The following is a 20,271-nucleotide window of genomic DNA, read 5'->3' as shown; positions in this document are numbered from 1 at the left end:
AAAGGAGATCACAGATGGAACGGGTATTACGAGTTTTAGAATATAATAAATTGAAAAGTCAGCTCCAAGAACATGTCTCCTCTTCTTTAGGAAAACAATTAATTGAGACATTGAAACCTTCGACTGATTTAGAAGAAGTGAAAAAACATCAAGCAGAAACGTCAGAGGGCGCACAAGTTTTGCGACTAAAAGGACATGTTCCACTTGGTGGGATTTCAGATGTGCGGGCGCATGCAAAGCGTGCTCAAATCGGTGGATCATTATCAGCAAGTGAGTTAATTTCAGTGGCTAGTACGATCTATGGCGGTCGTCAGCTAAAGAAGTTTATTGAAACGATGGTTGAGGAAGAAGGGATCGAGCTTCCTTTACTTTATGACTATGCGACACGAATCGAGCCTTTAACAGATATCGAACGTGAAATTAAACAATGCATTGATGATAATGGGCATGTTTTGGATTCAGCAAGTGCTGCGCTACGGACCATTCGCCAACAAATTCGTAGTTTTGAGTCGACGGTTCGTTCAAAACTCGAAAGCATTACAAGATCATCATCGACTCAGAAAATGCTCTCAGATGCCATTGTCACGATCCGTAATGATCGCTTCGTTATTCCTGTAAAGCAAGAATATAGAAGTGCATTTGGTGGTATTGTTCATGATCAATCGGCCTCAGGTGCGACATTATTCATAGAGCCACAAGCCATTGTGACCATTAACAACCAACTTCGTGAGGCGAAAATCAAAGAAACTCATGAGGTGGAACGTATCCTAGTAGAGCTGTCTGCTCTTGTTTCTGAGCATGCGGAGTCCATTTTGATCAATATGGAGCAATTAGCAATCCTTGATTTTATTTTTACAAAAGCAAACTACGCCAAGCGCCTTAAAGCTTCGGCTCCGCGATTGAATGACAAAGGGTTTATCAAAATCAAAAAAGCAAGACATCCCTTATTAACAGATGAGGAAGTTGTTCCGATTGATGTCGAGCTAGGAGATAGCTATCGATCTCTTATTATCACAGGGCCGAATACGGGAGGTAAGACCGTTACGTTAAAGACGGTCGGACTATTAACATTAATGGCGCAATCAGGTCTTCATGTACCAGTCGAAGAAGAGTCTGAAATGGCCGTATATCAGCAGATTTTTGCTGATATAGGGGACGAGCAATCGATTGAGCAGAGCTTAAGTACATTCTCCAGCCATATGACAAATATTGTTGATATTATAAGTAAAGTCGATTTTCAAAGTCTTGTGTTATTTGATGAGCTTGGTGCAGGGACAGACCCAACGGAAGGGGCAGCTCTAGCGATATCGATCCTAGATGATGTGTATAACCGCGGAGCATGCGTTGTTGCGACCACTCACTATAGTGAATTAAAAGGATATGCGTATAATCGTGAAGGAGCGATGAATGCTAGCGTTGAATTTGATGTCGAGACGCTAAGACCGACGTATCGCTTATTAATTGGTGTGCCAGGACGAAGTAACGCGTTTGCTATTTCGCGAAGGTTAGGCCTTGATGAGCGCATTATTGATCGTGCGAAAGAGCAGATTGATAGTGAATCGAATCAAATAGAGAATATGATTGTATCGCTTGAGACGAGTCAAAAGTCTGCCGAGACAGAGAGAAATGCAGCGAACCAAGTTCGTAAGGAAGCAGAACAATTGAAACGAGAGATCGAAGAACAGCTTGAGCAGATTGAAGAACAAAAAGAACGGATGCTTAAAGAGGCTGAGGATAAAGCAAAACAAGCGGTCGAAAAAGCGAAAGAAGAAGCGGAGTTTATCATTGGTGAGTTAAGAGAAATGCAAAAAAAAGGCGTTCAGGTGAAGGAGCATCAAATCATTGATGCGAAGAAACATCTAGAGCAGGCTGCACCAATCTTAACAGCGAAGCAAAAGAAAGTGAAAAAAGAAGCGGCCAAAGCGAGAGCCAAGCACACGATTAAAGTTGGCGATGATGTTAAAGTACTTAGCTTCGGTCAAAAAGGTCACATCATTGAAAAGATCAATGAAACAGAATTTAACGTACAGATCGGTATCATGAAGATGAAAGTAAAGGCTGATGACTTGCAGCTACTTGATAAACCAAAGCAACAAGAGACTAGGATGATTGCAACGGTTAAAGGAAATGACCATCATGTAAAGCCAGAACTTGATCTCCGTGGCGAGCGCTATGAAGATGCAATGCAAAAAGTTGAGAAATACATTGATGATGCACTCTTAGCTGGATATCATCAGGTGTCTATTATTCACGGAAAAGGAACGGGAGCGCTAAGAAAAGGTGTGAAACAACTCGTTAAGCAACATTCAAGGGTGAAATCTGCTCGTGATGGTGGAATGAATGAGGGTGGATTAGGAAATACCGTGATCGAACTGAAATAAGTGAGGAGACAATCATGGAAGCATTTTTTGAGCTAGAACTAGTTATGACAGCTGCCTACTACAGCGTGTCGTTTCTTGCCCTTATCGTTTTCTTGACGGTATTTGAAACCGTCACAAAATATAAGAACTGGGAAGAAATCAAAAAGGGGAATCTCGCGGTTGCCTTGGCAACGGGTGGAAAAATCTTTGGAGTAGCAAATATCTTCCGTCACTCAATTGAACATTCAGACTCATTATTAATGATGCTCGGTTGGGGTGTGGTAGGTTTTGGCTTGTTACTGTTTAGTTATTTCATTTTTGAATTTCTCACCCCAAGTTTTAAAGTAGATGAAGAAATTGCTCGAGATAACCGTGCTGTGGGATTCATCGCAATGGTTCTTTCAGTAGGCCTCTCCTATGTCATAGGTGCTAGCATCATTACTAGATAGAGTAAAAGGAGAGAACAACGTTGGAAAACTTAATGAAAATATTGTATGTATGTTGTGGAGCATTTATTTTAGCGGGAATTATCTATATGATCTTTTTTGCTGCATGATCAATACGCGAAACAAAAAGGTACAAACAGCTCGCTGTTTGTACCTTTTTGTGTGTTGAAATTAAGGGTGGTGAAAAAAATGTCGTAAAAAATAAGTGAAAAATTCAGAAAATTAATAAAAAAAGATACAAAAGTGTAAGCGATTACAATACAATGGTAGTAGAGGAGAGTGGCACATAAGAAAGGGGCATAAAGAAGGGGGTAAGAAAAATGACAGTCTTAACACAAGAAGACAAAGTATGGTTGAAACATTATCCAGCAGAAATTCCTCATACGATTCAATACGAGGACAAAACGCTTCACACTTTTTTGAAAGAGGCGGCTGAGAAATACGCGAACACATCGGCTGTCCATTTTCTTGGAAAAGAGCTGACGTACAAGGAGCTTTATACGCAGGCGAAGCAGTTTGCTAATCAACTCCAGACACTTGGTGTAAAAAAAGGCGATCGGGTAGCAATTATGCTCGCCAATTGTCCGCAATCTGTCATCAGCTACTACGGTTCACTGATGTTAGGGGCAATCGTTGTTCAAACAAATCCCCTATACGTGGAGCGGGAGTTAGAGCATCAGCTCGTTGACTCAGGGGCAAAGGTTATTGTTTGTTTGGATCTCGTTTTCCCAAGAGTGCAGGCCGTTCGGAGCAAAACCAACCTAGAGCACGTCATTGTCACTAGCATCAAAGATTACTTACCATTTCCGAAAAACCTCTTGTATCCATTCGTCCAAAAGAAAAAAACGGGGATTAAAGTTGAAGTGGAATATGACAAACGAACGCTTGCTTTTAAGGAGCTTCTTCGTCAAGGTTCTACAAGCGAAGTAAATGTTGAAGTGAATCCTTCAGAAGATCTCGCTTTATTACAATATACAGGTGGAACAACAGGACCAGCTAAAGGAGTCATGTTAACTCATTCTAATTTAGTTATTAATACAACCCAGTGTATGTCTTGGATGTATAAAATGAAACCTGGAAATGAGAAAATGTTAGCAGCCTTGCCTTTCTTCCATGTATACGGAATGACAGTCATTATGAATTTCTCGATTATGGGTGGATTAACGACGGTCATCTTACCGCGATTTGAAGTGAAGGACGTTTTAAAAACGATACAGAAACAGAAAGTAACCTTGTTCCCAGGTGCACCGACCATGTATGTTGCACTGATTAACGATCCAAATATTCAAGACTATGATCTTTCATCGATTGAGACATGTCTTAGTGGTGCGGCACCATTGCCACTAGAGGTTCAACAGAAATTTGAACAACTTTCAGGTGGGAAGCTTGTCGAAGGTTATGGATTAACAGAGACTTCTCCAGTAGCGATCTCAAATTTAATCTGGGGAGAAAGAAAATCAGGAAGCATTGGTCTACCATGGCCGGATACAGATGCAGCAATTATTTCCGCCGAGACAGGTGAGCGAGCAGAAATAGGAGAAGTAGGCGAGATTGCAATCGCCGGACCCCAAGTGATGAAAGGGTACTGGAATCGCCCAGAAGAAACTGCAAAGGTATTTAAAGACGAATGGTTCTTGACAGGTGATATGGGCTATATGGATGAGGAGGGATACTTCTACATTGTTGATCGTAAGAAAGACATGATTATTGCAGGTGGATTTAATATTTATCCGCGTGAAATAGAAGAAGTACTCTATGAACACGAGGCGGTCCAAGAAGCCGTAATCATTGGAGCACCTGATGAGTACCGCGGCGAGACAGTAAAAGCCTTCATTGTTTTAAGGAAAGGCAAGAAAGTGACAGAAGAAGAGCTTGATCAATACTGTCGTAAGAATTTAGCTGCTTTTAAAGTACCAAGAATGTATGAATTCCGTGATGAATTACCTAAAACACTAGTTGGAAAAATCCTCCGACGTGTGTTAGTGGAAGAAGAAAACAAAAAACAAGAACAACAAAAAGCGAGCAACTCGTAAAAGTAGCCTGCCCAAATGAAAATTGGGTGGGCTTTTTTATACACAAATAGACAAAAATTGACTTTAAAGAAGGAAAATTTTAAAAAATCACAAAAATCTATTTAAAAATGAACGATTATTCATTACAATAGAGAAGAGAGAGGAAACGCTAGTTGGAAAGGGGAGAGATGAGGAGGCCAAATGAATGTCTACACAAACCGAGCATGCCTGGGTTGGACGTTATCATAAGGAAATACCAGCAAGTATTGAATATCCAGAGGTTTCTTTACATGAACTAGTAGAACAAGCTGTAAGTAAATATCCACAAAATGTGGCCCTTGAGTTTATGGGAAAGTCTCTTACATACAGTGAATTTGATCTTGAGGTAAGAAGGCTCGCTAATCATCTCCAATCACTAGGCTTAGAAAAAGGGGATCGTGTGGCGATTATGCTACCGAACTGCCCTCAAGGGGTTATTGCGTATTTTGCAACATTGCTTGTTGGCGGGGTCGTTGTTCAGACTAACCCATTATATGTAGAACGTGAATTAGAGCATCAGTTAACAGATTCGGGAGCAAAGATTATTTTATGCTTGGACTTGCTTTATCCTCGTGTTATGAAGGTAAAGGGTGCTACAGCAATTGAACATGTTATTGTAACCGCTATCAAGGATTACTTACCGTTCCCGAAAAATCTAATCTATCCCTTTATTCAGAAGAAGAATACGAAGATGAGTGTTAATGTAGAGTATTCAAATTCTGTTCATCCGTTTTTACCTTTCGTACGAAAAGGTAAAGAAGAGCGTCCTAATGTTGATATTGATCCGCGTGAAGACCTTGCTTTGCTTCAATATACAGGAGGTACGACAGGACTAGCAAAAGGTGTGATGCTTACGCATCGCAATTTAGTAGCTAATACGATTCAATGTCGTTATTGGATGTATAAAATGAAAGAAGGCAATGAACGAACATTAGCTGTTCTACCATTTTTCCACGTATATGGGATGACTGTTTCTATGAACTTAACGCTAATGAACGGGAATGCTCTTCATATCGTACCGAAATTCGATCCTAAACAAGTATTAAAGTTAATTGATAAAAAACGAATTACAATTTTCCCGGGCGCACCAACGATGTATATCGGGTTAATTAATCATCCTGATGTAAAGAAATATAATTTATCATCCATTGAAGCTTGTATTAGTGGATCTGCTTCATTGCCAGTGGAAATTCAGCAGAAATTTGAAGAATTAACTGGTGGTCGATTAGTAGAGGGATACGGATTAACAGAAGCTTCGCCGGTTACTCACTGTAACTTACTATGGGGAGAGCGACGTCAATCAAGTATCGGTGTACCATGGCCTGACACTGAAGCAGCAATTCTTTCTATGGAGACTGGAGAACCCGCAAAACAAGGTGAAGTGGGCGAACTAGCTGTACGCGGTCCCCAAATTATGAAGGGCTATTGGAACCGCCCTGAAGAGACTGCTGGAACGATGCGCGATGACTGGCTGTTAACAGGGGATATGAGTTATATGGATGAAGACGGTTATTTCTATGTGGTCGATCGTAAGAAAGACATGATTATTGCAGGTGGATTCAATATTTATCCGCGTGAAATTGAAGAAGTACTCTATAACCATGAGGCGGTCCAAGAGGCAGTTGCAATTGGTGTGCCGGATGAATATCGCGGGGAAACGGTCAAAGTCTTCCTAGTATTAAAAGAAGGACAAACTGTTTCTGAAAAAGAGCTGAATCAATATTGTCGTAAACACTTGGCTTCGTATAAAGTTCCGAGGTTGTATGAGTTCCGTGATGAATTGCCGAAAACCATTGTTGGTAAGGTCTTGAAAAGAGTACTGATCGAAGAAGAAAAGCAGAAATTAGCTGCGAGCGCTCAGGAAAAATCAAGCTAAAAGCATGTAATCAACAATTGGTGGATTGACAGTCTGCGTTTTTTCCACTAGAATAAGGTATATGAATGAATGCTCATTCATTTTAAAGGAGAGACAAAAGTGGGAAAGAAAAAAGGGCCTAAATACAACCAGATTATTGATGCAGCTGTAACGGTAATTGCAAAGCACGGATACCATCAAGCTCAAGTAGCGAAAATTGCTAAAGAAGCAGGAGTAGCCGATGGAACTATCTATTTATACTTTAAAAACAAAGAAGCTATTTTGACTTCGCTTTTTGAAGAGAAGATGGGGCATTTTGTCGATACGATTCGTACAAAAATTTCAACGTGCGACACTGTGGAAGAAAAATTCCTTTTGCTTATGACGATGCATTTTGAACAGCTAGAAGCAGATAAACAGCTTGCGATCGTGACACAATTAGAGCTACGCCAATCAAATACGGACCTTCGCTTAAAAATTAACGAAATACTAAAAGGATATTTAGTATTGATGGACGAATTGATTACGGAAGGGAAAGAAAGCGGTTATTTCGATCCTAATTTAGACAATCGTCTCGCGCGCCAAATGATTTTTGGCACATTAGACGAAGTCGTGACCAATTGGGTAATGAAAGATTGCAAGTATGACCTGACCTCCCTTGCAAAACCACTACATCAGATGCTTTTAGGTGGCTTTTGCAATCGGTAACTATAGAATGGAGTGGCAGATATGGAGTATATCAAGCTTGATGTGAATGAACATATTGCGACGATTACCTTAGCTAGACCACCAGCAAATGCGCTATCTCGTGGCGTTTTGTCAGAACTTGATCATGCATTTACCGAAATTGAACAGAATGATAATGTTCATGTTGTCCTTCTCTGCGGCGAAGGTAGATTCTTTGCCGCAGGAGCAGATATTAAAGAATTTACAGAAGTTGAAGACGGAGCAACATTTACAAAGCTTGCTCTTCAAGGACAGAAGCTTTTTGATCGTATTGAGTCGTTTAAGAAACCTGTGATTGCAGCGATTCATGGGGCCGCTCTTGGCGGGGGATTAGAACTTGCGATGGCTTGTCATATCCGTCTTGCAACCGAAGATGCGAAATTGGGCTTACCTGAACTTCAACTTGGTTTAATTCCAGGGTTTGCTGGAAGTCAGCGCCTCCCTCGTTATGTGGGTCGGGCAAAAGCAGCCGAGATGCTGTTGACAAGTGAACCGATCACAGGCCTTGAAGCGAAATATTTAGGTCTTGTTAATTCAACTCATTCTGAGCAAGCGCTCATGGGTGATGCCCAAACGTTAGCTAAGAAAATTGCTAAAAAAAGCACATTTACGACTCGTTTAACGTTAGAGTTGCTCCAGTACAGCATCGATGAAAAGTATGAAGATGGAGCGAAACGAGAAGCGGAACTGTTTGGATTAGCATTTGATTCTGCTGATGGGAAAGAAGGCATTGAAGCTTTCATTGAGAAAAGAGCACCTAAATTTCAAAATAAATAAGTTTACTAATTCTAGGAGGGAATAAAGCATGAATATTTTCGTCTTAATGAAACGTACATTTGACACTGAGGAAAAAATTACGATCTCAAATGGTCGTATTGATGAAGGTGGAGCAGAGTTTATTATTAACCCGTACGATGAGTATGCAATTGAAGAAGCGATTGTCCTTCGTGATGAGCATGGCGGCGAAGTAACGGTTGTCACAGTAGGAGAAGAGGAAGCAGAAAAAGAGCTTCGCACAGCTCTTGCTATGGGTGCTGATAAAGCCGTTTTACTCGATAGCGAAGATGTTGAGGAATTAGATCAATACACAACAGCAACAATGCTTGCGGCGTATTTGAAAGAACAAGAGTATGACATCATTTTAGGTGGTAATGTTGCAGTTGATGGTGGTAGTGGACAAGTTGGGCCTCGTGTAGCAGAACTTTTAGAGATCCCACAAGTGACAACGATTACAAATCTGACAATTACGGGTAGTCAAGCGACAATTGTTCGTGACGTTGAAGGGGATGAAGAAACGTTAGAAGTATCTCTTCCTGTTCTTGTTACAGCTCAACAAGGGTTAAATGAGCCGCGTTATCCTTCATTGCCAGGTATTATGAAAGCGAAGAAAAAACCATTAGAAACACTTGATTTAGATGATCTTGATCTAGAAGAAGAGGATGTTGAAGCGAAGACAACAACTCTAGAGACTTACTTACCACCAGAAAAGCAAGCTGGAAAAGTATTAGAGGGTGAGCCACAAGCACAAGTTAAAGAACTCGTTTCACTTCTAAAGTCTGAAGCTAAAGTCATTTAATTGGAGGGATCAATCATGGCAAAGAAAGTACTTGTAATCGGAGAAGTTCGTGACGGAGAATTACGTAACGTATCATATGAAGCAGTAGCAGCAGGGAAAGAAGTCGCTAATGGTGGCGAAGTTGTCGGTGTTCTTCTTGGTGAAGATGTAGGCGGTTTAGCAGAAAGTCTCATTCAATACGGTGCAGACCGTGTTGTTGTAATCAATCATGCCGACTTAAAAACATACACAACGGATGCGTATCAACAAGCATTATTACAAGTTTTAGATGTAGAGAGTCCAGAAGGTGTATTGCTTGGTCATACATCAATTGGTAAAGACGTGTCACCTCGTTTAGCAATGAAGTTGAATGCAGGTCTGATCTCAGATGCTATAGCAGTTGAGTTAGACGGTGAAGATGCAGTCTTTACACGACCAATATACTCAGGAAAAGCATTTGAGAAGAAAAAAGTGAATGACGGAGTAGTCTTTGCTACCATTCGTCCAAATAATATTGTGCCTCTTGAAAAAGATGAATCAAGATCTGGAGATGTATCAACATTATCGGTTGATATTAAAGATTTGCGTACGATCATCAAGGATGTTGTACGTAAAGCAACAGGCGGAGTTGATTTGTCAGAGGCTAAAGTTGTCGTTGCAGGTGGACGTGGCGTAAAAGGCAAAGAAGGGTTTGAACCTCTTCAAGAACTTGCTGATCTACTTGGCGGAGCAGTCGGAGCATCACGTGGTGCGTGTGACGCAGATTATTGCGACTACTCGCTTCAAATTGGTCAAACAGGTAAAGTCGTCACACCAGACCTTTACTTTGCCTTTGGAATTTCAGGAGCCATTCAACATCTAGCGGGTATGTCAAATTCAAAAATTATTGTTGCAGTGAATAAAGATCCTGAGGCACCCATTTTTGAAGTTGCAGATTACGGAATCGTTGGCGACCTATTTGAAATCTTGCCGATCTTAACAGAAGAGTTAAAGAGCGCGCTTGTATCTAATTAACCTAAAGGAGAAAAGCTCATGGACGCATGAGCTTTTCTTTTTTTTGTATAAATAGGCCTTGAAGGTGTGGCCAACGTAGGTATGTATCAAGTGAAAAAGGAAATAGTAACAGTGAGCAACTTATTCGCCATACACCTATCCAAATGGTATAATAATACTGTAGTGAAATTGTTGAGATTTAAAGGAGGATTTTATAATGGCAATTTTAAATGTAACAGATCAATCTTTTGCAACTGAAACAAGCGAAGGAGTCGTATTAGCAGATTTTTGGGCACCTTGGTGTGGACCTTGTAAAATGATCGCGCCTGTTCTTGAAGAACTTGATGCTGAAATGGGCGATAAAGTAAAAATCGCTAAATTAGATGTTGATGAAAACCAAGAAACAGCTGGTAAATACAACGTAATGAGTATTCCAACTCTACTTGTTTTCAAAGACGGAGAAGTTGTAGATCAAGTTGTTGGCTTCCAACCGAAAGAAGCATTAGCTGAGCTACTTAACAAACACCTATAAGAAACGCAAAAACGTGTTCTCAAACTGAGAGCACGTTTTTTAGTGGGTTTCACTTGATAAATCAAGCGTTGTCGCTAACAATAGAGAAGAAACCTAAGATAAACCGTAAAAAAAGCCAAGGAGAGGGAGTCGTTATATTGAGTCAATTAAAAGATAAGCTAGCGATCTTGCCTGATCAGCCTGGCTGTTATTTGATGAAGGACCGACAAGGAACCATTATATATGTTGGGAAGGCAAAGGTGTTAAAGAACCGTGTACGATCTTATTTTACTGGATCGCATGATACAAAGACACAAAGACTTGTGAGTGAAATTGTAGATTTCGAATACATTATGACTTCCACCAATATCGAGGCACTAATCCTAGAGATGAATCTTATCAAAAAGCATGATCCGAAATACAATGTGATGCTTAAAGATGATAAGTCCTATCCTTATTTAAAAATTACTAGCGAAAAACACCCTCGTTTAATTACAACAAGAAATGTTAAAAAAGACGGTGGAAAGTATTTTGGTCCATATCCAAATGCGGGTGCGGCGAATGAAACGAAAAAATTACTCGATCGCCTTTATCCTTTACGAAAATGTCGGACAATGCCAGATAAAGTTTGCTTGTATTATCATATTGGCCAATGTTTGGCTCCTTGTGTAAATGAAGTATCTCCAGTTCAAAACCAAGAGATGGTTCAAGAAATCACAAAATTTCTACGTTCAGGCCATACGGATATAAAAAAAGATCTGACAGAAAAAATGATGAAAGCATCTGAAGAGTTAAACTTTGAACGAGCCAAAGAATTACGCGACACGCTTCAACATATGGAAGCAGTCATGGAAAGACAGAAAATGACGATCAATGACCATGTGAATCGTGATGTGTTTGGTTTTGCTTATGATAAAGGGTGGATGTGTGTACAGGTTTTCTTTGTTAGACAAGGAAAACTAATTGAAAGAGATGTGTCGATTTTTCCTTTCTATAAAGAAGCGAAGGAAGATCTTCTTACCTTTATTGGTCAATTCTACTTGCAAAAAGACCATATCAAACCAACCGAAATTCTTGTTCCAGAGAACATCGAAAGAGAATTGGTGGAAGAATTATTAGAAGTCAAAACGCATCACCCGAAAAAAGGAAAGAAAAAGGAGTTACTAGACCTTGCCGATCAAAATGCTAAAGAAGCGCTGAAGGAAAAATTCTCACTAATTGAACGTGATGAGGACCGAACGATAAAAGCGGTTGAACGTTTAGGAGAAGCGATGGCGATCTCCTCACCTTACCGAATTGAAGCCTTCGATAATTCGAACATCCAAGGAACCGACCCTGTCTCGGCGATGGTGACATTTTTAGATGGAAAGCCTAGCCGAAAGGATTATCGGAAATATAAGATTAAATCGGTTGAAGGACCAGATGACTATGGTTCGATGCGGGAAGTCGTCAGAAGGCGATACGCGAGATTGTTGAAAGATGAGTTGCCTTTACCAGATTTAATCGTTATTGACGGAGGAAAGGGTCAAATTGCTGCGGCACAAGAAATTATAGAGGATGAACTTGGCCTAGCTATTCCAGTCTGTGGATTAGCAAAAGACGAAAAGCACCGTACTTCCCAATTACTAATGGGAGATCCGCCAATTATTGTCCCATTAAAAAGAGATAGTCATGAATTTTATCTACTGCAACGGATTCAAGACGAAGTCCATCGTTTCGCTATTACCTTCCATCGTCAAACGAGATCTAAAACATTCTTCAAATCAGCATTGGATGATGTGTCTGGTGTCGGGGAAAAACGAAAACGTCAGTTATTAAAACATTTTGGCTCAGTGAAGAAGATGAAAGAAGCGACAATCGAAGAGATTCGCGATCAAGGGATTCCAATCAAAGTGGCAGAAACCCTTTATCAAAAACTTCATGAGGATGAAGAAAATTAATATTGCATAGCTAGTAAACATTTGCTAAAATAAAGACCAATTAAATATGCCGCACTTCAATTTTGAAGTGATGGTAGAGGAGCGAAAACCAACAGTACGTTAGCTGAGAGCAATGAGGCTCATAGATGCTAACTGAAAGGGGAATTCGCCGAAGTGTGAATAGGACTCATACCTATCATGCTGGACTTATCCCAAACAGGGCTAAGGCTGTCACTTGACTATACCCATAGTCTTGTGGAGAACTATCTCACGTGAGAAGGGACTAGTGTGGTACCTGTACGGTATGACAAGCAACAGTGAGGGGGGTTTTCCTTATTGTTGCTTTTTTTGTACAAAAAAGGTATAGCACATCCTGTAAATCGAACAATAGGCGCGTGAAGAGATTGAAAGGATGAAGAGGATGGCACGAATTGTACAGAAATACGGAGGCACGTCAGTTGGATCAGTTGAGAAAATTAACAATGTGGCGAACCGAATTCAAATGGCAGTTGAAAATGGAGACGAATTGATTGTCGTGACCTCAGCTATGGGGAAGTCGACCGATCAATTAGTTCAATTAGCAGCAGATATAACAGATGTTCCGAGTAAAAGAGAAATGGATATGTTGTTGTCTACAGGAGAGCAAGTCACGATCTCTTTACTGACAATGGCGCTTCAACAACGTGGGCTAGAAGCGATTTCTTTTACTGGTGGGCAAGCTGGAATGATGACGGAAGATCGTCACGGAAATGCTAGAATCAAGTCGATTGAAACGACACGAATCGAAGAACAACTACAAGCTGGTAAAGTCGTTGTCGTAGCAGGTTTCCAAGGGGTAACGACGGATGGGAGCATTACGACTCTAGGTAGAGGTGGATCGGATACAACTGCAGTGGCACTTGCTGCTGCGACGAAGGCAAATCGGTGTGAGATATACACAGATGTCACTGGGGTCTTCACGACCGACCCGCGTTATGTGAAAAAAGCAAGAAAATTACAAGCGATTTCGTACGATGAGATGTTAGAAATGGCGAACTTAGGTGCTGGTGTTTTGCATCCAAGAGCGGTTGAATTTGCTAAAAATTATGAAGTGCCACTCATGGTTGCTTCAAGTATGTCAATGGAGACAGGAACGATGATTGAGGAGGAAGTATCGGTGGAAAAGAATTTAGTTGTGCGTGGAATTGCGTTTGAAAACGATGTAACGAAAGTAACGGTAGCAGGACTTCCTAATCACTTAGATACGTTACCTAAATTATTTTCAGTTTTATCAAAGCACGGGGTGAATGTTGATATTATTATCCAAAACCAGAATGATCAACATGTGAATATTTCATTTTCTATTACACAATGTTCACTAAAAGAAACGGTCGCTTGCCTGGAACAAGCAAAACAAGAATTAAACTATGAGAGTCTCTACCATGAAGGGGAACTCGCGAAAGTATCGATTGTCGGATCAGGAATGATTTCGAATCCTGGTGTTGCTGCACGTATGTTTGAAGCATTAGCAGAGAATGATATATTTATTAAAATGGTGAGTACATCCGAAATTAAAGTCTCAGCAGTAGTAGCCGAAGATGATATGGTTATGGCAGTAGAAGCACTACATGATACATTTCGTTTAGACGAGGTGCTAGAGGATGAACAAGTGAAGCAGTTGGCGTAAAGATATATAATGAATAAAAGCGATGCTACGATAGCATCGCTTTTATCTTGTTATGATTGGTTTACCGAGTCTTTCAGGTCAGATTCAACTTGAATAGTGACAACACCTTTTTTCTGTAAATGAGTTGCTCCAGTATAAGCTCCCGTCCAATGTTCGATTTGCTCAGCTAGAAAGCCTGTTTCAAGTTGATAACAACGGTTGTCATCTTGCTTCATCCAAGAACCACGAAGTTCAAATGAGCGTTGTTGCTTTTTCTCCTTGACTAACACCAACTGTCCCCAGTTAGCCTTTCTAAAAAAATCGATCGTTTCTTCAATCGTATGTAATGGGTATTTTCGAGCGAGTGACCTACCAATCCAGTACATGATGGAGTCGTGCTCACTACCTAAGATATCTTTTAGGACATCGTTTCGAATCAAGTCATAAGCAAATCGTTGCTCCGCTGATTCTGTTTTTGTGTCGAGCGTTGGTTCCATATTTGGTTCCATCAGAAAAACACCTCTCCTCTCTCTTTATTATAAAAGGTCAAAACAATACTGTCCAAATGAATATAGAAGGATTCTAATGCCAATCATTCTTGAAACAGGTCAAAGAGACTTACTTTTTTCCTAGCGTTTGTAGTTTCTACTATAGAGAAGTGGTATACTAAAGCGCGAATAAACACGGAGGTACGTCCATTATGAAATTAGGGTTAAGTCAATTCCTTTCTCCTTTTCGAGTCATTATTATTTCGTATATTGTAGCGATGATTCTCTTTAGCATTCTTCTTTATTTACCGATTTCTCATAAAGATGGTGTAACGATTTCGTTTTCAGAAGCGTTATTCACATCGGTGAGTGCAGTGAGTGTAACTGGACTGACTGTTGTTAACGTCTCTGAAACCTACAGCTATATTGGGGTTTTTTTTCTTGCTTTAGCTATTCAACTTGGTGGAATTGGAATTATGACACTGGGTACGTTTGTGTGGATGCTATTTGGAAAGAAAATTAATTTATCACAACGAATGTTGATCATGGTCGATCACAACCAAAACAATTTCTCCGGTCTTGTAAACTTAATGCGAGGAATTTTATTTGTTGCTTTGATCATCGAATTGATTGGAGCACTCATATTAGGTACATATTATTTACGCTATTTTGATACTGTTTTTGAAGCTTACTATCAAGGGGCGTTTGCGGCACTAAGCGCGTTTACCAATGCGGGGTTTGACGTGACGGGGCAATCGTTAATTCCGTTTGCCAATGATTATTACGTTCAACTTGTCGTCATTTTGTTGATTTTTGCAGGTGCGATTGGTTTTCCTGTCTTGATGGAATTAAAGGAATACTTCTCGAAAGAAAATCCTCATTTTAAATTCAGTTTATTTACAAAAATTTCAACAACGACTTATTTTGCTGTGTTTGTGATCGGTGTTGTCGGTATTTGGGCATTAGAGACAGGTTCGTATTATGTTGGGCTTGAGTGGCATCAGCAGCTCTTCTATTCGATTTTTAATTCTGCGACAACGAGAAGTGGTGGTTTGTCAACGATGGATGTCTCAGAGTTGAATATGGCAACCTTGTTGTTTATGTCTGCATTGATGATTATTGGTGCTAGTCCTTCAAGTGTAGGGGGAGGCATCCGTACGACAACGGTTGCGGTCATGTTCTTAACGATTAAAAGTTTCGCCTTAGGAAAAGATGATGTGAAAGTCTTTGGACGAGAAATTCACCCCGAAGATCGACAAAAGGCTTTTATTGTCTTATCTGTATTTATAGTGATGTTGTTTGCGGCCGTCACTTTGATTGTTGCTTTTGAATCCAATACCGATATTACGTTGCTAGCGATCATTTTTGAAACCTCATCGGCGTTTGGAACGTGTGGTTTATCAATGGGGATTACACCTGACTTATCATTACCAAGCCAATTTGTCCTAATGGTTTTAATGTTCATTGGGCGCGTTGGGTTGATTGCCTTCTTGTTCTCGATTAGAAGACGAGAAACGAAGAGTCATTTTAAATATCCGACGGAAAGAATCATCATAGGATAATCATAGTCGTCGAATTCTGCAACCTCTCAAACGATGAGGTTGCAGGTTTTTTATGGAAAAGTTTTAGCCTATTAGCAGAAGAAAAAACAAAATAGACAGATTATTATGCGCAAAAAAGGCGGTGCAGCAACGTTTCTGCTATGATAGCGGTTTCAGTAGGGTGGAAACATTTTTGAAAAAGCTTGTATACGTTTTCTTGACGAGGCAAACTGATGGGAGTACAATTAATTTGTCGGATTTTTTTCACAGAAACTTTGCTTAAGTTTCATAATTTAGATTTATTTCCATATTACGTTATTACGTTGTTTTTGAGACAGGGAGGTACACGTTATACGGAAAAAGAGAGAAAGTAGACAAGTTGATGTGTATGGAAAGTTAAAAACAATCATGGGGGGAAACAGGTATGGCAGGGAATCGAGAATTTTTTAATCGCAAAATGCACTCCCTACTAGGTGTTATTCCAGTTGGACTCTTCTTAGTTCAACATCTAGTAATCAATCACTTTGCAACAAGAGGTGCTAGTGCATTCAATCAAGCTTCGCATTTTATGGAGAGTTTACCTTTCCGTTACGCACTTGAAATTTTCATCATTTTTATACCGCTTTTATACCACGCTATTTATGGGATCTATATTGCGTTCCAAGCACAGAATAATACAGTACGCTACGGTTTTTTCCGTAACTGGATGTTCCGTTTACAACGTACATCGGGTGTGTTTCTATTAATCTTTATCGCATGGCATGTATGGGAGACACGTATCGCAGCTGCATTTGGTGCAGATGTTAACTACAACATGATGGCAGATATCTTAAGTAGTCCATTTATGCTTGCGTTCTATATTTTAGGTGTTGTTGCTGCTACGTTCCACTTTGCCAATGGTTTATGGTCATTTGCCGTATCTTGGGGAATTACAGTTACACCACGTTCACAACAAATTTCAACATATGTAACGATCGGTATTTTCTTTATATTAACGTTTGTAGGGATTCGCGCAATCCTCGCATTCATTAATCCAGACTTAGCAAACATTTAAGGGGTGGATCCATATGAGTAAAGGCAGAATTATTGTTGTCGGTGGCGGACTGGCTGGTCTGATGGCAGCAATCAAAGCAGCAGAAAAAGGTGTACCAGTTGATCTATTTTCATTGGTACCAGTAAAACGCTCTCACTCTGTATGTGCACAGGGCGGCATTAATGGTGCGGTTAATACAAAAGGGGAAGGCGATTCTACTTGGGAACACTTTGATGACACAGTCTATGGTGGCGACTTCTTAGCAAATCAACCGCCAGTTCAAGCAATGACTGAAGCAGCACCTGGAATCATTCACTTAATGGACCGTATGGGTGTTATGTTTAACCGTACACCAGAAGGATTATTAGATTTCCGTCGTTTCGGTGGAACACAATATCACCGTACAGCCTTTGCTGGTGCAACAACAGGCCAACAATTGCTATATGCACTTGATGAGCAAGTTCGTCGTCATGAGACGAGTGGACTTGTCACGAAATACGAAGGATGGGAATTCCTTTCAGCCATCGTTGATGACGAAGGAACCTGTCGCGGAATCACAGCTCAAGATTTAAAGACATCTGAAATTAAAAGTTTCCCTGCAGATGCAGTCATTATGGCAACGGGTGGACCAGGAATTATTTTCGGTAAATCAACAAACTCAGTAATCAACACAGGGTATGCTGCAGCGAAATTGTATCAACAAGGTGTTCATTATGCCAATGGTGAGTTCATCCAAATTCACCCAACAGCAATTCCTGGAGATGACAAACTTCGTCTTATGAGTGAGTCTGCTCGTGGAGAAGGTGGACGAGTATGGACATATAAAGACGGAAAACCTTGGTATTTTCTTGAAGAGAAATATCCTGCTTATGGAAATCTTGTTCCTCGTGATATCGCTACACGTGAAATCTTCGATGTGTGTGTCGAGCAGAAGCTTGGAATTAACGGAGAGAACATGGTATACCTTGATTTATCTCACAAAGATCCTAAAGAGCTTGATATTAAGCTTGGGGGAATTATTGAGATTTATGAGAAGTTCATGGGTGATGACCCACGTAAGGTACCAATGAAGATCTTCCCTGCGGTTCACTACTCAATGGGTGGAATGTGGATTGATTACGACCAAATGACAAATATCCCTGGTCTTTTTGCTGCAGGTGAGTGTGATTACTCTCAACATGGTGCGAACCGCCTAGGTGCAAACTCATTACTATCAGCTATTTACGGTGGAATGGTCGCAGGTCCAAAAGCTGTTGAATACATGAACGGATTGGCTAAATCAACGGACTCCATGTCTTCATCACTATTTGATGGGGAAACGAAGAAAGAACAAGAGGCTTACGATAACATCATGAAGATGGATGGAAAAGAAAATGCTTATATTCTTCATAAAGAGCTTGGGGAATGGATGACAGACAACGTAACGGTTGTACGTTATAACGAGAGGCTTTTGAAGACGGATGAGAAAATCCAAGAGTTAATGGAGCGTTTTAAGAACATCAACATTAATGATACAGCGAAATGGAGCAACCAAGGTGCATCCTTTACACGACAGCTAGATGGTATGTTAAGTCTTGCACGAGTTGTAACGCTTGGTGCTTACAATCGTAATGAAAGTCGCGGGGCACACTTTAAGCCAGACTTCCCTGAGCGTAATGATGAAGACTTCCTAAAGACAACCAAAGCGACGTTTAACCCAGCGACTAATGGACCTGATTTCACATACGATGAGGTTGATACATCGCTGATTAAACCTCGTAAACGTGACTACTCACAAAAGAAGCAAGGGGCTGTTAAATCATGAGCGAAAAAACAATCAAATTTAAAGTAACTCGTCAAGATGACCCAAACGGCAGTTCTTATGTGGAAGAGTTCGAGGTCCCATATCGCGAAAATATGAATGTTATTTCAGCTTTAATGGAATTTCGTCGTAATCCTGTCAACACAAAAGGTGAAATGACGACTCCAATTGCATGGGATATGAACTGTTTAGAGGAAGTATGTGGTGCTTGCTCAATGGTAATTAACGGGAAGCCTCGTCAATCATGTACAGCGCTTGTCGATCAATTAGAACAACCAATTCGCTTAGACCCAATGAAAACATTCCCTGTTGTACGTGACTTAATCGTCGATCGTAGCAGAATGTTTGACTCATTGAAAAAAGTAAAGGCTTGGATTCCAATTGATGGAACGTATGATTTAGGACCTGGCCCTCGTATGGCAGAGACAAAGCGTCAGTGGGCATATGAATTATCTAAGTGTATGACATGTGGTGTATGTTTAGAGGCATGTCCGAATGTAAATAGCAAATCAGAGTTTATTGGACCAGCACCATTATCTCAAGTACGTCTCTTTAACGCTCATCCAACAGGAGAGATGAATAAAGCAGAACGACTTGAAACGATTATGGGTGATGGTGGACTTACCAACTGCGGTAACTCCCAAAACTGTGTACAAGCTTGTCCTAAAGGCATTCCATTGACAACATCGATTGCAGATTTAAACCGTCAGACGACGTTGCAATCATTTAAGAATTTCTTTGGTGGACAATAAAGGTTAATCAAACCAACTAGCTCACCCTCTACTAGACTTCTATTCTTTTTTTGTCACTGACAGACTAGAGTAGAGAGTGTAGAGGTGAGCTTTTTCTGTATAAAATAATAATGATAAAGGATTGATGACGTTGAGATTACCTACATACATAACAAATTTCGAACAATGGCGAGAAGGGTTTACCTTCTCAACAACCCTAAAGGTACGATTTTCTGAAACGGATGCGTTTGGACATGTTAACAACAAAAATGCGCTTGTTTATTTTGAAGACGCTAGGCTTGAATACTTTAACTCTATTGGCTTAATGCAAAAATGGTCAAGTGAGGATTTTGAAACGATGATTGTAGCAGCGGATTTGCAAGTAGATTACATTAGACAAATTAAATTCAATGAGACATTACATGTGTTTGTAAAAGTAGAGAAGTTAGGAAACTCTTCAATGGACTTACACTACTTAGTCGAAAACGAATCAAGTGACATTTGTCTTACTGGAAGAGGCTCTATTGTTCAAATTGGTAAAGTGAGTGGACGATCGGTGCCATGGAATGAAGAGATGAGACAAGCTCTACAAGATCAGCCGCAACGATAAAGTATA

General features: G+C 40.3%; 17 protein-coding genes and 1 riboswitch. Of the genes, 16 read left to right on the top strand and 1 reads right to left on the bottom strand.

The window, feature by feature from the left end; all coding sequences use genetic code 11:
• The first annotated feature begins 14 nt into the window (after window positions 1-14).
• The 11 genes from CDZ88_RS11640 (at window position 15) to CDZ88_RS11590 (ending at window position 14,082) form a co-directional block, all read left to right on the top strand.
• Complete coding sequence (locus tag CDZ88_RS11640; protein WP_100373705.1) at window positions 15-2,381, top strand: endonuclease MutS2; 2,367 nt, start codon at window positions 15-17, stop codon at window positions 2,379-2,381.
• Window positions 2,382-2,395: 14 nt separating this feature from the next.
• A complete protein-coding gene (locus CDZ88_RS11635) occupies window positions 2,396-2,809 on the top strand; it encodes a DUF350 domain-containing protein (RefSeq protein WP_100373704.1) in 414 nt (137 codons plus the stop codon).
• A 317-nt stretch (window positions 2,810-3,126) separates the two neighbouring features.
• Window positions 3,127-4,839 (top strand): long-chain-fatty-acid--CoA ligase, encoded by a 1,713-nt coding sequence (locus CDZ88_RS11630; protein ID WP_100373703.1) that lies wholly within the window; start codon window positions 3,127-3,129, stop codon window positions 4,837-4,839.
• Between the two features lie 184 nt (window positions 4,840-5,023).
• On the top strand, window positions 5,024-6,733 hold the full coding sequence (locus tag CDZ88_RS11625; RefSeq protein ID WP_100373702.1) for an AMP-binding protein: 1,710 nt from the start codon (window positions 5,024-5,026) through the stop codon (window positions 6,731-6,733).
• A gap of 99 nt (window positions 6,734-6,832) precedes the next feature.
• On the top strand, window positions 6,833-7,420 hold the full coding sequence (locus CDZ88_RS11620; RefSeq protein ID WP_232718630.1) for a TetR/AcrR family transcriptional regulator: 588 nt from the start codon (window positions 6,833-6,835) through the stop codon (window positions 7,418-7,420).
• Window positions 7,421-7,441: 21 nt separating this feature from the next.
• The gene (locus CDZ88_RS11615) at window positions 7,442-8,215 is read left to right on the top strand and encodes an enoyl-CoA hydratase (protein WP_100373700.1); all 774 of its coding nucleotides are present in this window, start codon (window positions 7,442-7,444) and stop codon (window positions 8,213-8,215) included.
• A 28-nt stretch (window positions 8,216-8,243) separates the two neighbouring features.
• A complete protein-coding gene (locus tag CDZ88_RS11610) occupies window positions 8,244-9,014 on the top strand; it encodes an electron transfer flavoprotein subunit beta/FixA family protein (protein ID WP_100373699.1) in 771 nt (256 codons plus the stop codon).
• 15 nt (window positions 9,015-9,029) lie between these two features.
• Window positions 9,030-10,007: an electron transfer flavoprotein subunit alpha/FixB family protein gene (locus CDZ88_RS11605; protein ID WP_100373698.1), complete on the top strand. Its 978-nt coding sequence runs from the start codon at window positions 9,030-9,032 to the stop codon at window positions 10,005-10,007.
• A 196-nt stretch (window positions 10,008-10,203) separates the two neighbouring features.
• Window positions 10,204-10,518, top strand: coding sequence for a thioredoxin (gene trxA / locus CDZ88_RS11600; RefSeq protein ID WP_100373697.1), 315 nt, complete (start codon window positions 10,204-10,206; stop codon window positions 10,516-10,518).
• Window positions 10,519-10,652: 134 nt separating this feature from the next.
• On the top strand, window positions 10,653-12,437 hold the full coding sequence (uvrC, locus tag CDZ88_RS11595; RefSeq protein WP_100374677.1) for an excinuclease ABC subunit UvrC: 1,785 nt from the start codon (window positions 10,653-10,655) through the stop codon (window positions 12,435-12,437).
• A 66-nt stretch (window positions 12,438-12,503) separates the two neighbouring features.
• A riboswitch (Lysine riboswitch) is annotated at window positions 12,504-12,690 on the top strand.
• A 147-nt stretch (window positions 12,691-12,837) separates the two neighbouring features.
• Entirely contained in the window at window positions 12,838-14,082 is a 1,245-nt protein-coding gene (locus CDZ88_RS11590) for an aspartate kinase (protein ID WP_100373696.1), read from the top strand.
• A 50-nt stretch (window positions 14,083-14,132) separates the two neighbouring features.
• Here the strand turns inward: CDZ88_RS11590 and CDZ88_RS11585 are convergent, their stop codons facing one another.
• Window positions 14,133-14,570, bottom strand: a complete 438-nt coding sequence (locus CDZ88_RS11585) for a YslB family protein (RefSeq protein WP_232718628.1) — start codon at window positions 14,568-14,570, stop codon at window positions 14,133-14,135.
• Between the two features lie 191 nt (window positions 14,571-14,761).
• Between CDZ88_RS11585 and CDZ88_RS11580 the strand changes: the two genes are divergently transcribed.
• From CDZ88_RS11580 to CDZ88_RS11560, 5 genes are all read left to right on the top strand, one after another.
• Window positions 14,762-16,111 (top strand): TrkH family potassium uptake protein, encoded by a 1,350-nt coding sequence (locus CDZ88_RS11580; protein WP_100373695.1) that lies wholly within the window; start codon window positions 14,762-14,764, stop codon window positions 16,109-16,111.
• A gap of 403 nt (window positions 16,112-16,514) precedes the next feature.
• Window positions 16,515-17,144: a succinate dehydrogenase cytochrome b558 subunit gene (locus CDZ88_RS11575; protein WP_100373694.1), complete on the top strand. Its 630-nt coding sequence runs from the start codon at window positions 16,515-16,517 to the stop codon at window positions 17,142-17,144.
• A gap of 13 nt (window positions 17,145-17,157) precedes the next feature.
• On the top strand, window positions 17,158-18,927 hold the full coding sequence (gene sdhA / locus CDZ88_RS11570) for a succinate dehydrogenase flavoprotein subunit (protein WP_100373693.1): 1,770 nt from the start codon (window positions 17,158-17,160) through the stop codon (window positions 18,925-18,927).
• Window positions 18,924-19,676, top strand: coding sequence for a succinate dehydrogenase iron-sulfur subunit (gene sdhB / locus CDZ88_RS11565; protein ID WP_100373692.1), 753 nt, complete (start codon window positions 18,924-18,926; stop codon window positions 19,674-19,676). The genes sdhA and sdhB overlap by 4 nt, the downstream gene beginning before the upstream one ends.
• Window positions 19,677-19,800: 124 nt before the next feature.
• The gene (locus tag CDZ88_RS11560; RefSeq protein WP_442857098.1) at window positions 19,801-20,265 is read left to right on the top strand and encodes an acyl-CoA thioesterase; all 465 of its coding nucleotides are present in this window, start codon (window positions 19,801-19,803) and stop codon (window positions 20,263-20,265) included.
• The last annotated feature ends 6 nt before the right edge of the window (window positions 20,266-20,271 follow it).

This window comes from Bacillus sp. FJAT-45037, from assembly GCF_002797325.1.
In the GTDB taxonomy this organism is placed as follows: Bacteria; Bacillota; Bacilli; order Bacillales; family Bacillaceae_D; genus Alkalihalophilus.
This window is presented reverse-complemented; position numbering and strand designations above follow the sequence as displayed.

What these genes read in the sequence shown, in the direction of transcription:
- CDZ88_RS11640 (WP_100373705.1), top strand. Translation starts at nt 15, where the DNA reads ATGGAACGGGTATTACGAGTTTTAGAATATAATAAATTGAAAAGTCAG.
- CDZ88_RS11635 (WP_100373704.1), top strand. Translation starts at nt 2,396, where the DNA reads ATGGAAGCATTTTTTGAGCTAGAACTAGTTATGACAGCTGCCTACTAC.
- CDZ88_RS11630 (WP_100373703.1), top strand. Translation starts at nt 3,127, where the DNA reads ATGACAGTCTTAACACAAGAAGACAAAGTATGGTTGAAACATTATCCA.
- CDZ88_RS11625 (WP_100373702.1), top strand. Translation starts at nt 5,024, where the DNA reads ATGTCTACACAAACCGAGCATGCCTGGGTTGGACGTTATCATAAGGAA.
- CDZ88_RS11615 (WP_100373700.1), top strand. Translation starts at nt 7,442, where the DNA reads ATGGAGTATATCAAGCTTGATGTGAATGAACATATTGCGACGATTACC.
- CDZ88_RS11610 (WP_100373699.1), top strand. Translation starts at nt 8,244, where the DNA reads ATGAATATTTTCGTCTTAATGAAACGTACATTTGACACTGAGGAAAAA.
- CDZ88_RS11605 (WP_100373698.1), top strand. Translation starts at nt 9,030, where the DNA reads ATGGCAAAGAAAGTACTTGTAATCGGAGAAGTTCGTGACGGAGAATTA.
- trxA (WP_100373697.1), top strand. Translation starts at nt 10,204, where the DNA reads ATGGCAATTTTAAATGTAACAGATCAATCTTTTGCAACTGAAACAAGC.
- CDZ88_RS11590 (WP_100373696.1), top strand. Translation starts at nt 12,838, where the DNA reads ATGGCACGAATTGTACAGAAATACGGAGGCACGTCAGTTGGATCAGTT.
- CDZ88_RS11585 (WP_232718628.1), bottom strand. Translation starts at nt 14,570, where the DNA reads ATGGAACCAAATATGGAACCAACGCTCGACACAAAAACAGAATCAGCG.
- CDZ88_RS11580 (WP_100373695.1), top strand. Translation starts at nt 14,762, where the DNA reads ATGAAATTAGGGTTAAGTCAATTCCTTTCTCCTTTTCGAGTCATTATT.
- CDZ88_RS11575 (WP_100373694.1), top strand. Translation starts at nt 16,515, where the DNA reads ATGGCAGGGAATCGAGAATTTTTTAATCGCAAAATGCACTCCCTACTA.
- sdhA (WP_100373693.1), top strand. Translation starts at nt 17,158, where the DNA reads ATGAGTAAAGGCAGAATTATTGTTGTCGGTGGCGGACTGGCTGGTCTG.
- sdhB (WP_100373692.1), top strand. Translation starts at nt 18,924, where the DNA reads ATGAGCGAAAAAACAATCAAATTTAAAGTAACTCGTCAAGATGACCCA.
- CDZ88_RS11560 (WP_442857098.1), top strand. Translation starts at nt 19,801, where the DNA reads ATGACGTTGAGATTACCTACATACATAACAAATTTCGAACAATGGCGA.